The following is a 12,562-nucleotide window of genomic DNA, read 5'->3' on the forward strand; positions in this document are numbered from 1 at the left end:
CCGCCGGGCCGTCACGGCGCCTCCAGGAAATCCTCTTCGGGCATCTCGCCCTCCGGTTCGCCGTAGAGCAGGGCGAGGTCGCTCATCCAGGAGGGTGACGGCACCCCGTCCGGAGCGGTCCCGGCCGCCTCGCGCATCCGCCAGAGGCTCTCCAGCAGCCGGTCACACGCCCCGCCGCCGACCAACCTCGTCAGCGAGCCGTGGAGGTGTTCGCAGGAGGGATCGCGCGCGGCCAGCTCGCGCTGCCACAGGATCACGTTGAACCCGCTGGCCATGACCCGGTGCAGCGCGGCCGGCTCGCCGCCGACCGCCGGCGCCCGGCAGAGCACGGGAACCGTCGTCAACTCCCTGCCCAGCAGCGCCGCCCGCTCGGGCAGCGCGCGCGGCAGCCCGCCGTGGCAGTCGAGCACGTCCGCCACCAGCCGCCCCTCGTGCGCCGCGGCCCAGCGCGCCCGCCGGAGCGTCGCGAGCTCCTCCCCGTCCTCGGCGCCCGGCATCGGGTCGGTGCAGCGCACCACCACCGGCCTGACCTCCCCGAGGGTCGGCCCGTCCGGCGTCAACCGCCACTGGTCGAACGGGACCTGGAGCAGCGAGTACGGCACCGCCACCTGGAGCGGCACCGGCGAGCCCGGCTCGTCGCCCCGCCTGAACGCCTCGACCAGCGCCGCGAGCAGCCGCTCCGGGGGCCGCCTGAGGTCGCCCACCTCGGTCGCCCCGTCGATCGGGTCGTTCCGACCGCTCGGCCTGGCGCAGACCCGCCAGTCGTAGCCGTTCGCCTCCCAGAAACGGGAGTCCAGCTCCAGCACGGCGAGCGAGTCCAGCCGCACCACCGGGGCGGCGGCGTCCAGCCAGTCCACGTCCAACGGCTGGAGCGTGGCCGACCAGGGGTCCGCGCGGGCCAGCCTGGCCTCCTCCTCCAGCCGCAGCCGCGTGCGGACCCGGCGCGGCAGCGAGGGCGCGTCCTCCGCCACCGCGTGCACCCACTCCAGCAGCCGCTTCTCCGTGCCGGGCTTCGCCGGGTAGGGGCGCTCGTCGGTGGCCGCGTGGAGCGCGTAGCGCAGCACCGCCTCCAGCCCGGCGAACTCGCCCCGCAGCTCGTGGAGGAGGCCGAACCCGTCCCGCCAGCCACGCGGCGCGGGCAGCGCCCCCTCGTACGGCCGGCCGCGCAGCTCACCGACCAGCGCGTCAAGCCGGGGCGTCGAGACCGGCGGCGGCAGCGCCGCCAACAGGCCGAGCAGCTTGACCCGCTGTCCCGGGGTGAGGACACCGGGGGCACCGGGCAGCTGGTTCTGCGCGTCGGTCCAGGTGGGCTGGCCCGAGTCCGCGCCCAGATGGCGCTCGGCGTGGTGGGCGTCGTGGCCGTGGACGACGGCCTGGTAGAGGTCGTCCCCGACCCCGAGCACGGGTCCGGCCGGCGCCGGCAGCCGTCGCAGCTGGATGACCGAGGTGGCCAGCCCGCCGTCCTGCCCGGCCCTGCGGCCCTTGACCACGCCGATCACCTCGCCGCGCGCGAGGTCGACCAGCGGGCCGCCGGAGATCCCGCGCAGCACCTCGTCCTCGTTGCCCAGGCGCAGCAGTCCCTCGGAGCCGAGCTCGCCCTTGACGGTGCACCGGCCGCTGACGTCCACCACCTGGCCCGCGACCTCCGCGGCCCCGAAGAAGGCGACCTCCTCACGGGTGAAGAGCCGGGCGGTGCGCTCGCTCAGCCAGACGCAGCCCGGCCCCTCGGGCGGCGGGGGCGGCGGCGCGTGAAGCCGGACCAGGGCCAGGTCGGGGGCCGGCCACATCCCGCCCTCCCACGGCGCCGCCTCGGGCCGGGCCCACTCCACACGGCCGGGCACCGGGCGGTCCACACCTCTGAAGGTCAGCCCCACCTCGCGCCTCCCTCCCTGGGCGCCTCCTCCCGAGAGGGCCACATGGGCGCAGGTGAGCACCCACTCGGGAGCGACGAAGAACCCGCTGCCCCACGGGGGAGGCAGCGGCTCGCCCTCGGCATACCCGGTCGGCGGTGGATGGATGCGTACGGTGGCGGCGGCGACGAGCGGCGCGAGGAGTTCGAAGGCGTTCTCGTCGTGGTGCCGTGCGCCCCCCTCGTCCCCCCATGTCATGTGGCGTCCCGGCCACGCGGCGGCGGGGGCGCGCCCTGCCAGGTGAGGGTGACCGTGAGGGCGCCCTTGGCCTCCCCCTCGGCCAACAGTCCGACGATCCGACCGGCCTTGGCCGTCAACTCGATGCCGAAGCTGACGCTGACCTCGTCGGGCCTGGCGTCCCGCAGCCCGTCGGCGACGGAGGCGGCGACGCCGCCGATCAGGTCGCGGAGGCTGTCCATCTGTGCGGCGGCCTGTGCCGCCGCGCGCTGGGCGAAGCCGCTGTCGACGAAGCCGGTGTCGACATAGCCGCCGCGCGGCTGCTGCTCGGGCACGGCCGCGGGCTCCGCGCCGGCGCCCGCGCCGGGGGAGATCCGGGCCCACACCGGTGTCCCGTCCGGGAGTGTGACCCTGGTGACCTCGCCGCTCATGCTGACCCCCCGTCACTTCGTGTGCCGGCAGGTTACCGGCTGCCACCGACAGTTGCCTATCCTGGACAACCGCCTTCCCCTCCGGGCCGGCACCGGCGGGACGCACCGCGCCCGCCCGCCCCCGCCACGGGCGCGGGGGCCGCGCGAACACCCATGGGCCGGCGGGCGGTTCCCCACCACGACCGCCCCGGCGCCAAGCCGCCCTCCCCGGGAAGCGAGACCCCGCTCACCCCCACCCCGCCGCGCTGTCGCAGACTTTCCCCGGCGGACCCACCCGCTCACCCGACGGAACCCTGGAGTTGGAGCACGACGTGTACTTCACCGACCGAGGCATCGAGGAACTCGCCCAGCGGCGCGGCGGCGAGGAGGTCACCCTCGACTGGCTCGCCGACCAGCTGCGGACCTTCGTGGACCTCAACCCGGACTTCGAGGTGCCGGTGGAGCGGCTGGCGACCTGGCTGGCCCGGCTGGACGACGAGGACGACGACGCGTAGACGCGCCGCGGGGGGGGGCGGACGGGCGGACGACACGACTGCCCGTGGTGTGCGCCCGGCGCACACGCAGGCGCGCGCAACCGTCCGCCCTCGTGAAGGCCGGGAAAGGCGGGTCCGCCCCTTGACGTTCCCCACACGCGATATATCGTCTTCGGAGGAATGCGATATATCGGCCCGTTCGCGTGGGCCGGACCGAGGCGGGGAGGCGCGATGGCGCGGAACGACGAGTGGTCCATCGCCGAGCCGAGGACGCTCTCCTTCAGCGACGACCCGGTCGCGGAGGTGGAGCTGCGCGTCATGGGCGGCACGGTCAACGTGGTGGGCACGGACGATCCGGTCGCCCGGGTCGAGGTCGGCGCGGTCTCCGGCCCGCCGCTGCTGGTCAGGCTGGACGGCGAGCGGCTGGTGGTGGGGTATCACGACCTTCCGTGGCAGGGTTTCCTGCCCTGGCTGGCGCACCGGCGGGGGCGCCGCTCCGTGGTGGTCTCCCTCTCGCTGCCCAGGGGTTGCCGGCTGACGGCGGGTTCGGTCAGTGCGGACGTGACGCTCGGCGGGCTGGCCGGGCCGGTCTCGGTGAGCACCATCAGCGGGGAGACGACCCTGGTCGGGCTCTCCGGCCGGGTCAGCGTGGACACGGTCTCGGGCGCCGTCGAGTCGCTCGGGCTGAGCGGCCCGCTGCGCGCCCAGTCGGTCTCGGGCTCGCTGGCCGTCGTCGACGGCACCTGCCCCTCGGTGCGCGCGGACACGGTCAGTGGCGAGTTGCTGGTGGAGCACGCCAGCGCCACCACCCCGCCCGACATCAGGTTGAGCACCATGTCGGGGCGGATAGCGCTGCGGCTCCCCGAGCAGCCCGGCGCCACGGTCACCGGCAGCACCCTGAGCGGCGCGGTCACCTGCGCCCTGCCGGGACTGCGAGGCGGGTCCCGCGGCACCAGATCGCTCTCCGGCCGGATCGGCTCGGGGGCGGGCTCGGTCAGCCTGGCCTCCCTCTCCGGAGGGATCACGCTGCTGCGCCACCCCGGGTTCGCTCCCGAGCCCTCCGCCCCCTCCTCCCTGCGTAAGGACGTCTGAGATGCCCCCCGTCTTCGGCCACGGCCGGCTCCGGCTCTATCTCCTCAAGCTGCTCGCGGAGTCGCCCCGCCACGGCTACGAGGTCATCCGGCTGCTGGAGGAACGCTTCCAGGGGCTCTACGCGCCCTCGGCCGGCACGGTCTACCCCCGGCTGGCCAAGCTGGCCTCGGAGGGGCTGGTCAGCCACACCGAGGAGGGCGGACGGAAGGTCTACTCGCTGACCCCCGAGGGCGAGCGCGAGCTGGCCGGCCGCACCGAGGAGCTGACGGCACTGGAGCGTGAGCTGCGGGACTCGCTGAGCGCGCTGGCCGCGGGCCTCAGGGAGGAGGTCAGCGACTCGGTGCGCGAGTTGCGGTCCGAGGTCGGTCGGGCGGGCGCCGAGGAGTTCGCCGCCGGGGGACGGCGGAGCCGCCCGGGTCGCGCGGGCGCCGGCGCGACGACCGGTGCCGAGGAGGCCCGCGCGACGCCCGAGGGCCGGGAGTCCGAGGCGCCGAGCGGGGCGGAGTGGCCGGGGCAGGTCGGCCAGGAGCACTTCGAGCGGGCGGCCCGCCGCATCCAGGAGCGGGTGCGCTCCCGCGCCACGGCGGGCGACTGGCCGGGCGCGGTGCGGGCCGGGCTGGACGGGCTGAGCGCCGAGTTCTCCGGCTGGAAGAGCCCCGGCGAGCCGCGCGCCACGTGGGCCCCCGCCGGAGGCTGGTCCGCCGGGACGCCCGGAGCCGAGGATGCCTCGCCCGAGGGGGGCGAGGAGGCCGTCGCCGATCCCGCGCGGGAGTTGGAGCGGCTGCTGGACCGCTTCCGGGACGATGTGCGGGACGCTGCCAGGGACCACGGCGTCAGCCAGGAGCAGTTGCGCGAGGCGCGGCACCAGCTCTCGATAGCCTCCGCCCACCTGGCCGCCCTGCTGCGCTCCCCGCACGGCTAGCCGATCCCTTCGGGCCGCTGCCCCTCCCGACCGGGCCCTTCCAGCCTAACGTCCCGAGACACGCAACGCACCGCGCCCCGAAGCGAGTTGCCGGCCCCGGCGGCCCGGGCTCCGAGACCGCACGGTTCTATCGGCGCCTCGGCGCGGAGGCGGTCCAGGCGCGGTTCGGGCACGGCTCAGGCACGGTTCCGAGGCACGGTTCAGACGGTGAGGACCAGCTTTCCGAAGAGCTCGCCTCGCTCCATCCGGGCCAGCGCCTCGTCCGCGCGGTCCAGCGGCAGGGTCGAGTCGATCAGCGGCCTGACGCCCTTGGACCGGCAGAAGTTCAGCAGGCCCGCCAGCTCGTCACGGTCGCCCATCGTGGAGCCGACGACCCGCAGTTCAAGGAAGAAGACGCGGTTCAGCTCGGACTCGGGCAGCGCCTGCCCCGAGGTCGCGCCGGAGATCACCAGCGTGCCGCCCGGTCGCAGCGCGCGCACCGAGTGGCGCCAGGTGGCGGCGCCCACCGTCTCGAGCACCGCGTCCACCCGGTGCGGCGGGCGTTCGTCCGGTGCCAGCGCGACCTCGGCGCCCAGCGCCAACGCCCGTTCCCGCTTCGCCGGATCGCGGCTGGTGACCAGCATCCGCAGCCCCGCGGCCGCGCCCAGGATCACGGCGGACGTGGCCACTCCCCCGCCGGCGCCCTGGACCAGCACGCTGTCGCCGGGACGCACCGCGGCGCGGCTGAAGAGCATCCGGTAGGCGGTCAGCCAGGCGGTGGGCAGGCAGGCCGCCTCGGCGAAGGTCAACTCCGGCGGCTTGGGCAGCAGGTTCCAGCGGGGCACGGCGACATACTCGGCCAGCGTCCCCTGGTAGTGCTCGGAGAGCAGCGACCGGCGTTCGTCGGGCCCGACGCCGTGGCCGGTGGCGCCGATCACCGAGTGCACCACGACCTCGTTGCCGTCCTCGTCGACGCCGGCGGCGTCGCAGCCGAGGATCATCGGCAGCGCCTCCCGCCGGAGGCCGACGCCGCGCAGCGTCCACAGGTCGTGGTGGTTGAGGGAGGCGGCGGCCACCCGCACCACCGCCCAGTGCTCCCGCGCCTCCGGGCGGGGGCGTTCCCCCAACCGCAGCGCGTTCAGCGGTCGGTCGGCGTCGAAGTCGGCGGCATAGGCGGCGAACATGCCCGCACGCTAGCCGCCGCGCGCGCGGGGGACCAGCCCCCACACGCCGGTCGCGCCCGGGGCCGTCGGGCGCGGTCGCCGTTCCCGTCGCCGCCGTACGGTGGGAAGATGGCTCCTTCCGTTGGCTTTCCGGTGTCCGCCCGTGCGCCCCGCGCACGCGCGGACCGTTGACGCGTAACCCGCGTCGACTCCGTGGGCCCCGAGGACTTCTGTGGCCCGGGGAGAATCAGGGGGACCGAGATGGGCACGTTGTTTCTGCGCCGGTTGAGCCGGTGGCAGGCCGAGACGGAGCGCGAGCAGATCGCGGATCTGTACGCCGCCGCCCACCGCGATCCGTCGCCCGACGCCGCGCCGCCGGACCGCGCCGGCTTTCTGCGGCGCTTCGTCGACCACGACGTCCAGCGCCCCGAGTTCGACCTGATGCTGGCCGGCGACCCGGGGCCGGCCGGCTGCGCCTACGGCTTTCTCGCGGAGCGGGAGGACGACTGGTGGGACCGGTTCCGGGAACGCCCCGAGGCGCTGCCGCAACTGGCCGAGCACCGTCGGATCTTCGTGGTGACCGAGCTGCTGGTGCACCCCAGGCGGCGCGGCCAGGGCCTGGCGGGGCGACTGCAGCGGGAGCTGCTCTCCCGCGTCTCGGCCTCGGTCGCGCTGCTCCTGGTGGAGCCGGGCAACGGGCTGGCGCTCAGCGCGCTGCCGTCACTGGGCTGGAGCAAGGCCGGGGAGTTGACCCCGCCGGACGGCGCCGCGCTGGCGGCGTGGGCGATCCCGCTGGGCTGAGTCGCCGACGGCCCGCGCCCCGTGGGGCGCGGCCCCGGAACGAGCGGCGCGCCGGCGCCCGGGGCCGCGCACGGCCCGCTACCGGGCGCCGTTCGGAACCGCGCGCCCGGACCACCACGCGTTCAGGGCACCGCGCGCCCGGAGCACCGCGCGTTCAGAGCGCCTTGCCCCTAGAGCACCTTGGAGAGGAACGCCCTGGTGCGTTCCTGACGCGGGTTGGCCAGCACCTCGCGCGGGTCGCCGGCCTCGACCACCATGCCGTCGTCCATGAAAACGAGGGTGTCGCCGACCTCCCTGGCGAAGCCCATCTCGTGGGTCACCACGATCATGGTCATGCCGTCCTCGGCCAGCGCCCGCATCACGTCGAGCACCTCGCCCACCAGCTCGGGGTCGAGCGCGGAGGTGGGCTCGTCGAAGAGCATCAGCTTGGGGTCCATCGCCAACGCCCGTGCGATGGCGACGCGTTGCTGCTGGCCGCCGGAGAGCTGCGAGGGGTAGCTGGCCATCCGGTCGGCGAGCCCGACCCGGGCCAGCAGCTCCTCGGCGCGCTGCCGCGCCTCGGCCCGCTTCAGGCCCTTGACCTGGACGGGCGCCTCCATGACGTTCTCGGTCGCCGTCATGTGCGGGAAGAGGTTGAAGCGCTGGAAGACCATCCCGATGTCGCGTCGCTGGGCCGCGACCTCGCGCTCGCGCATCTCGTAGAGCTTGTCGCCGCGCTGGCGGTAGCCGACCAGTTCGCCGTCGACCCAGAGCCGGCCGGCGTTGATCTTCTCCAGGTGGTTGACGCAGCGCAGCAACGTGGACTTGCCGGAGCCCGAGGGCCCCACCACGCAGCAGACCTCCCCCGGGCTGACCTCCAGGTCGATGCCCCTGAGCACCTGCACGGGGCCGAAGTTCTTGTAGACCCGCTCGGCCTTGACCATCGGGGACGAGGAGTTCGTCGTCGTGCCCATCGGCTCACACTCCTCCGGCCGGGCCGCGGCCCGGACGCTGTCGGCGCGGGCCGGTCAGCCACGCGCGGGCCCGCTGGAGCGGGGTGGGGGGCCGCACCCGTTCGTTGCCCCTGGCGAAGTACCGCTCCAAGTAGTACTGACCGATGCTGAACACCGTGGTCAGGATCAGATACCAGACCGTGACGACGATCAGCATCTCCATGACCGCGAGGTTTCGGGTGCTGATCGTGTTGCCGGCCCGGAACAGCTCGGTGTATTGGATCGCGTAGACCAGTGACGAGGTCTTCAGCATGTTGATGAACTCGTTGCCGGTCGGCGGGATGATGACCCGCATCGCCTGCGGGAGCACGATCCGCCGCAGCGTCCTGCCGTTGTTCATGCCCAGCGCGTGGGCGGCCTCGGTCTGCCCCCGGTCCACGGACTGGATGCCGGCCCTGGCGATCTCCGCCATGTACGCCGCCTCGTTGAGCCCGAGGCCCAGCAGGGCCGCGAGGAACGGCGTCATGAAGTCGTTCATCTCGTCCTTGTAGAAACCGAGGTTCACGGTCTCGAAGACGAACGACAGGTTGTACCAGAGGAAGAGCTGGACCAGCACCGGGGTGCCGCGGAAGAACCAGATGTACCCCCAGGCGACGCCGGAGAGCACCGGGTTGCCGGAGAGGCGCATGATCGCCAGGACCACGCCGAGGACGACGCCGAGCAGCATCGAGAGCAGCGTGATCCACAGCGTCTTGCCGGCGCCCTCGATGATGGTGTCGTAGGTGAGGAACTCCCCCACCACGTCCCAGTTGATGTCGGCGCCGCGGAACGCCTGGAAGAGCGCGGCGAGCAGTGCGAACACCACCGCCACGCCGATCCAGCGGCCCCAGTGGCGCACCGGCACCGCGCGGATGGCCTCCGGCGGCACCCGCTCCTTCACGCCGCCGCCACCCGAACCGGGCTCGTCCGCCGGCTTCTTGGACAGGCTGTCGTGCGAATCTGACACGGGGATCGCCCTCGCTGGCTGTCGGTCGCGGTCACTCGCCGGCGTTGACGGTGGCCTCTTCGATGGCGCCGGCCTCGGCGCTCCACTCGGCCAGGACCTCGGCGTAGGCGCCGTTGTCGATGATCTCCTGGACGGCGGCCTGGAGCGCGTCGCGCAGCTCGGTGTTCTCCTTGGAGACGGCGATGCCGTAGGGCGCGGCGTCGATCTGCTCGCCGACCACGGTGAAGAGGTCGCCGCCGCCCGCCGTCAGCTCGTTGTAGAGCGCGACCGGGTAGTCGGTGACGACGACGTCGGCGCGGCCGTTCTGGAGCGCGGTGATCGACTCGCTGTCGACCTCGTTGATCACCGGCTCGATCGGCTCGTCGCAGTTCTCCTGCGCGGCCTCGATCACGGCCTCGTTGGCGGTGCCCTGCTGCGCGGCGACGCTCAGCCCGCAGAGGTCGTCGACGGACTCGACGCCCTCCGGGTTGTCCGCGGCGACCAGGAGGGCGGAGCCGGCCTGGAAGTAGTTGACGAAGTCCGCGCCGCCCTCGGCGTCCTCGCTGACGCCCTGCTGGCGCTCGGCGGTGTCGGTCATCGCGGACATGATGACGTCGTGGCGGCCGTTGTTGAGGCCGAGGATCAGGCCGTCGAAGGTGCCGTTCTCGAAGACGAAGTCGACGCCGAGCACCTCGCCGAGCGCGGCGCCGATGTCGGGGTCGATGCCGGCGATCTCGTCGTTCTCGTCGATGAACTCGATGGGCGCGTAGGCGATGTCGGAGCCGACCTTGATCTCGCCGGCGTCCTGGATGTCCTGCGGGAGCAGGTCGAACAGCTCGCCCGCCGCCTCACCCGACTCGCCGCCGCCACCGCTGCCGGAGCCGCCGGAGCCGCTGTCGGCGTCGTCGGTCTGGTCGCCGCAGGCGCCGAGGAGCAGTACGCCGGCCGCCGCGACGGCTCCGGCCGCCGCCAGACGTGAGCGACGGGTAAGGCGAGCGGTCATGGCGTGTTCCTCCTGAAGCGGGGGTACCGAGGGGGCCGGGCACGCGTCGTCGGGTGTCACGACAGTCTGAGCGCCGGTCGCGCGTTCAGTGACAGGACATCTTGCCATCCGAATCCGAAACGGAACCGGTCGGTAGATCAAGATCGGATAACGGACAATGAACACCGGTGATCGGAAAAGGACAACTTCGCTTCACTGAAGGTCGCTTGTGCCGCCTCCCGTTCCGGCTCGACGACCACTGAGACATGCGTCACGCGAGGACCCCGTTGATCAGTCCCCACCAGGGTTCGGACGCCATCCGGTCGCCCGACGGACGCGCGCCGCAACCACCCTCGCTTCCACGACGTTTTCCAGCGGAAAGCGAAAGTGTTCGTCGGTGCGCCGCCTGATCGGGTAGAACCGTGCGGTACACCCCTCACCCGGGGACCTGGGCGCCTGTGCGAAGCGCCCGGCGTCCGCACCACGGCCGCGCCGACAGCCAACTGCCGGGGCGCACGGCGGACGCGGTGCCCGCCCGCGCTCCGACCGGAGAGCGGCCGCCCTCAGACGATGACGTTGGACAAAGGGGTTACCCGAAGTGACATCGGAGCTCATCAACCCGCGCGGGCAGTTGCCGCGCGTCTCCCCGCGACCGCCCGCCGACGAGCTGCCGGAGCCCGGACTCGACCCGGTCTTCGCCCTGCACCGCGGCGGCAAGATGGAGGTCGCGGGCACGGTGCCGCTGCGCGACGCCGACGACCTCTCCCTCGCCTACACCCCGGGCGTCGCCCGGGTCTGCGAGGCGATCGCGGAACGACCCGAGCTGGTCGACGACTACACCTGGAAGTCCGGCACGGTCGCCGTGGTCACCGACGGCAGCGCGGTGCTCGGCCTCGGCGACATCGGCCCGGAGGCGTCGCTGCCGGTGATGGAGGGGAAGGCCATCCTCTTCAAGCAGTTCGGCGGCGTGGACGCGGTGCCGGTGGCGCTGGACTGCCGCGAGGTGGACGAACTGGTCGAGACCGTCGCGCGGTTGGCGCCCTCCTTCGGCGGGATCAACCTGGAGGACATCTCGGCGCCCCGCTGCTTCGAGATCGAACGGCGGCTCCAGGAGCGGCTGGACATCCCGGTCTTCCACGACGACCAGCACGGCACGGCCGTGGTGACCCTCGCCGCGCTGCGCAACGCCGTCCGGCTCACCGGCCGTGACCTCGCCGCGCTGCGCGTCGTGATCTCCGGAGCCGGCGCCGCCGGCGTCGCCATCGCCCGCATCCTGCTGGGCGCCGGGGTCGACGACGTCGTGGTCTGCGACCGGCGCGGCGTGGTCTCCCGCGACCGGGAGGACCTGACCGCGATCAAGCGCGAGCTGGCCGAGACCACCAACCCGAACGGCCGCACCGGCTCCCTCGCCGACGCGCTGGCCGGCGCCGACGTGTTCGTCGGGGTCAGCGGCGGCACCGTCCCCGAGTCGGCGGTGGCGACGATGGCGCCCGGCGCGTTCGTCTTCGCCATGGCCAACCCGAATCCGGAGGTGCACCCCGAGGTCGCCGCCCGGCACGCGGCGGTGGTGGCCACCGGGCGCAGCGACTTCCCGAACCAGATCAACAACGTGCTGGCGTTCCCCGGCATCTTCGCCGGGGCGCTCCAGGTGCGGGCGACCAGGATCACCGAGGGGATGAAGCTGGCGGCGGCCGAGGCGCTGGCCGCGGTGGTCGCGGACGAGCTGAGCCCGGAGCGGGTGATCCCCTCGCCGTTCGACGAGCGGGTGGCCCCCGCGGTGGCCGCGGCCGTGGCCGACGCGGCGCGGGCCGAGGGTGTGGCGCGGCTCTGAGGCCGTTCCGCGTGTCCCCCGGCCGGGCCGGGGGACACGCGGCGGCGGACCGCTACCGCAAGGCCAGCACCGTCATGTCGCTGAGGGAGGCCCACGCCGCCCGCGCCTCACGGAAGCCGGCCTCGCGCAGCACCCGCACGTGCCACTCCAGCGGGAACATCCGCCCGTCCGCGTGATCTCCCCGGGCCGGGTCGCCGTAGATCCGGAAGCGGGCGGCCGTCGCCTCCGCCAGCTCGGGGGCCGCGGCCGCCCGCGCCCACCAGTCGGCCCAGTCGTCCCTGCCGTCGGCCTTCTCCCGCTCCCGCCTGGCCGACTCGTACGCGGCGACGGCCGCCTCGATAGCGGGCGCCTCGCGGTGCGGCATGTGATCGGCGTTGAGGAAGACACCGCCGGGGCGCACCAGCGTGGCGAGCCGCCCGTAGAGCGCGCGCAGCGGCTCCTCGGTCAGCCAGTGCAGCGCCGTCGCCGTGAGCACCGCGTCGTAGGAGTCGTGCGGCAGCGCCCGCGCCCAGTCGGGGTCGGTGAGGTCGGCGGTGACGAAGGTCGCGCGCGGCTCGTCGGCGAAGGTGCCCTCGGCGATGGCCAGCAGCGCGGGGTCCAGGTCCACGCCGACGCTGACCGCGCCGGGGAAGCGGCGCAGCGCCCGCGCCGTGATGCTGCCCGTGCCGCAGGCCAGGTCGAGCACCCGGGGCCGGTCGCCCACCAGCGCCTCGACGGCGTCCAGCATCACCCGGAAGCGCTCCTCCCGGTCCGGCAGGTACCACTCCTGCTGCCGGTCCCAACTCTTCTGCCAGATCGACCAGTCGGTCATCGCCCCTCCCTGAGGCCGTGGACGGCTGAGGCCAGCGGTAAGGGCCGACTTCGGAGGCGACCCATTACCATGG

The 12,562-nt window shown here is 73.8% G+C and carries 11 protein-coding genes and 1 pseudogene; 5 read left to right on the top strand and 7 right to left on the bottom strand.

Features of this window, described 5'->3' with window-relative positions:
* Nucleotides 1–11: 11 nt before the first annotated feature.
* Nucleotides 12–2,108 (bottom strand): VMAP-C domain-containing protein, encoded by a 2,097-nt coding sequence (locus tag CRP51_RS04620; RefSeq protein WP_097229675.1) that lies wholly within the window; start codon nucleotides 2,106–2,108, stop codon nucleotides 12–14.
* Nucleotides 2,109–2,128: 20 nt separating this feature from the next.
* Nucleotides 2,129–2,518: pseudogene (locus tag CRP51_RS04625) on the bottom strand (CU044_2847 family protein); the annotation flags it as partial.
* Nucleotides 2,519–2,829: 311 nt separating this feature from the next.
* Here CRP51_RS04625 and CRP51_RS04630 point away from each other — a divergent pair.
* From CRP51_RS04630 to CRP51_RS04640, 3 genes are all read left to right on the top strand, one after another.
* Nucleotides 2,830–3,012: a DUF6104 family protein gene (locus CRP51_RS04630; RefSeq protein WP_097229899.1), complete on the top strand. Its 183-nt coding sequence runs from the start codon at nucleotides 2,830–2,832 to the stop codon at nucleotides 3,010–3,012.
* 210 nt (nucleotides 3,013–3,222) lie between these two features.
* Nucleotides 3,223–4,083, top strand: coding sequence for a DUF4097 family beta strand repeat-containing protein (locus CRP51_RS04635; protein ID WP_097229677.1), 861 nt, complete (start codon nucleotides 3,223–3,225; stop codon nucleotides 4,081–4,083).
* Nucleotide 4,084: 1 nt separating this feature from the next.
* On the top strand, nucleotides 4,085–5,005 hold the full coding sequence (locus tag CRP51_RS04640; protein ID WP_097229678.1) for a PadR family transcriptional regulator: 921 nt from the start codon (nucleotides 4,085–4,087) through the stop codon (nucleotides 5,003–5,005).
* A 200-nt stretch (nucleotides 5,006–5,205) separates the two neighbouring features.
* Here CRP51_RS04640 and CRP51_RS04645 read toward each other — a convergent pair whose 3' ends face one another.
* Complete coding sequence (locus CRP51_RS04645) at nucleotides 5,206–6,168, bottom strand: zinc-binding dehydrogenase (RefSeq protein ID WP_097229679.1); 963 nt, start codon at nucleotides 6,166–6,168, stop codon at nucleotides 5,206–5,208.
* A gap of 240 nt (nucleotides 6,169–6,408) precedes the next feature.
* On the opposite strand from CRP51_RS04645, the gene CRP51_RS04650 reads away from it, so the two are divergent.
* The gene (locus CRP51_RS04650) at nucleotides 6,409–6,948 is read left to right on the top strand and encodes a GNAT family N-acetyltransferase (RefSeq protein WP_097229680.1); all 540 of its coding nucleotides are present in this window, start codon (nucleotides 6,409–6,411) and stop codon (nucleotides 6,946–6,948) included.
* A gap of 170 nt (nucleotides 6,949–7,118) precedes the next feature.
* Here the strand turns inward: CRP51_RS04650 and CRP51_RS04655 are convergent, their stop codons facing one another.
* From CRP51_RS04655 to CRP51_RS04665, 3 genes are read right to left on the bottom strand one after another with little or no spacing between them, the layout of a single operon-like run.
* Nucleotides 7,119–7,871 (bottom strand): amino acid ABC transporter ATP-binding protein, encoded by a 753-nt coding sequence (locus tag CRP51_RS04655; RefSeq protein ID WP_097229900.1) that lies wholly within the window; start codon nucleotides 7,869–7,871, stop codon nucleotides 7,119–7,121.
* A gap of 34 nt (nucleotides 7,872–7,905) precedes the next feature.
* Nucleotides 7,906–8,886 (bottom strand): amino acid ABC transporter permease, encoded by a 981-nt coding sequence (locus tag CRP51_RS04660; protein ID WP_097229681.1) that lies wholly within the window; start codon nucleotides 8,884–8,886, stop codon nucleotides 7,906–7,908.
* 31 nt (nucleotides 8,887–8,917) lie between these two features.
* Nucleotides 8,918–9,868, bottom strand: coding sequence for an ABC transporter substrate-binding protein (locus CRP51_RS04665; RefSeq protein ID WP_097229682.1), 951 nt, complete (start codon nucleotides 9,866–9,868; stop codon nucleotides 8,918–8,920).
* Nucleotides 9,869–10,478: 610 nt separating this feature from the next.
* Here CRP51_RS04665 and CRP51_RS04670 point away from each other — a divergent pair.
* Nucleotides 10,479–11,678 (top strand): NAD(P)-dependent malic enzyme, encoded by a 1,200-nt coding sequence (locus CRP51_RS04670; RefSeq protein ID WP_281259632.1) that lies wholly within the window; start codon nucleotides 10,479–10,481, stop codon nucleotides 11,676–11,678.
* A gap of 52 nt (nucleotides 11,679–11,730) precedes the next feature.
* Here the strand turns inward: CRP51_RS04670 and CRP51_RS04675 are convergent, their stop codons facing one another.
* Nucleotides 11,731–12,489 (bottom strand): class I SAM-dependent methyltransferase, encoded by a 759-nt coding sequence (locus CRP51_RS04675; RefSeq protein WP_097229683.1) that lies wholly within the window; start codon nucleotides 12,487–12,489, stop codon nucleotides 11,731–11,733.
* Nucleotides 12,490–12,562 lie beyond the last annotated feature (73 nt).

It is taken from the genome of Streptomyces zhaozhouensis (assembly GCF_900230195.1).
Lineage (GTDB): Bacteria > Actinomycetota > Actinomycetes > Streptomycetales > Streptomycetaceae > Streptomyces > Streptomyces zhaozhouensis.

Excerpts from the sequence above, each read along its gene's own strand:
- CRP51_RS04675 (WP_097229683.1), bottom strand. The coding sequence starts at position 12,489 with ATGACCGACTGGTCGATCTGGCAGAAGAGTTGGGACCGGCAGCAGGAG.
- CRP51_RS04665 (WP_097229682.1), bottom strand. The coding sequence starts at position 9,868 with ATGACCGCTCGCCTTACCCGTCGCTCACGTCTGGCGGCGGCCGGAGCC.
- CRP51_RS04635 (WP_097229677.1), top strand. The coding sequence starts at position 3,223 with ATGGCGCGGAACGACGAGTGGTCCATCGCCGAGCCGAGGACGCTCTCC.
- CRP51_RS04650 (WP_097229680.1), top strand. The coding sequence starts at position 6,409 with ATGGGCACGTTGTTTCTGCGCCGGTTGAGCCGGTGGCAGGCCGAGACG.
- CRP51_RS04640 (WP_097229678.1), top strand. The coding sequence starts at position 4,085 with ATGCCCCCCGTCTTCGGCCACGGCCGGCTCCGGCTCTATCTCCTCAAG.
- CRP51_RS04655 (WP_097229900.1), bottom strand. The coding sequence starts at position 7,871 with ATGGTCAAGGCCGAGCGGGTCTACAAGAACTTCGGCCCCGTGCAGGTG.
- CRP51_RS04645 (WP_097229679.1), bottom strand. The coding sequence starts at position 6,168 with ATGTTCGCCGCCTATGCCGCCGACTTCGACGCCGACCGACCGCTGAAC.
- CRP51_RS04620 (WP_097229675.1), bottom strand. The coding sequence starts at position 2,108 with ATGACATGGGGGGACGAGGGGGGCGCACGGCACCACGACGAGAACGCC.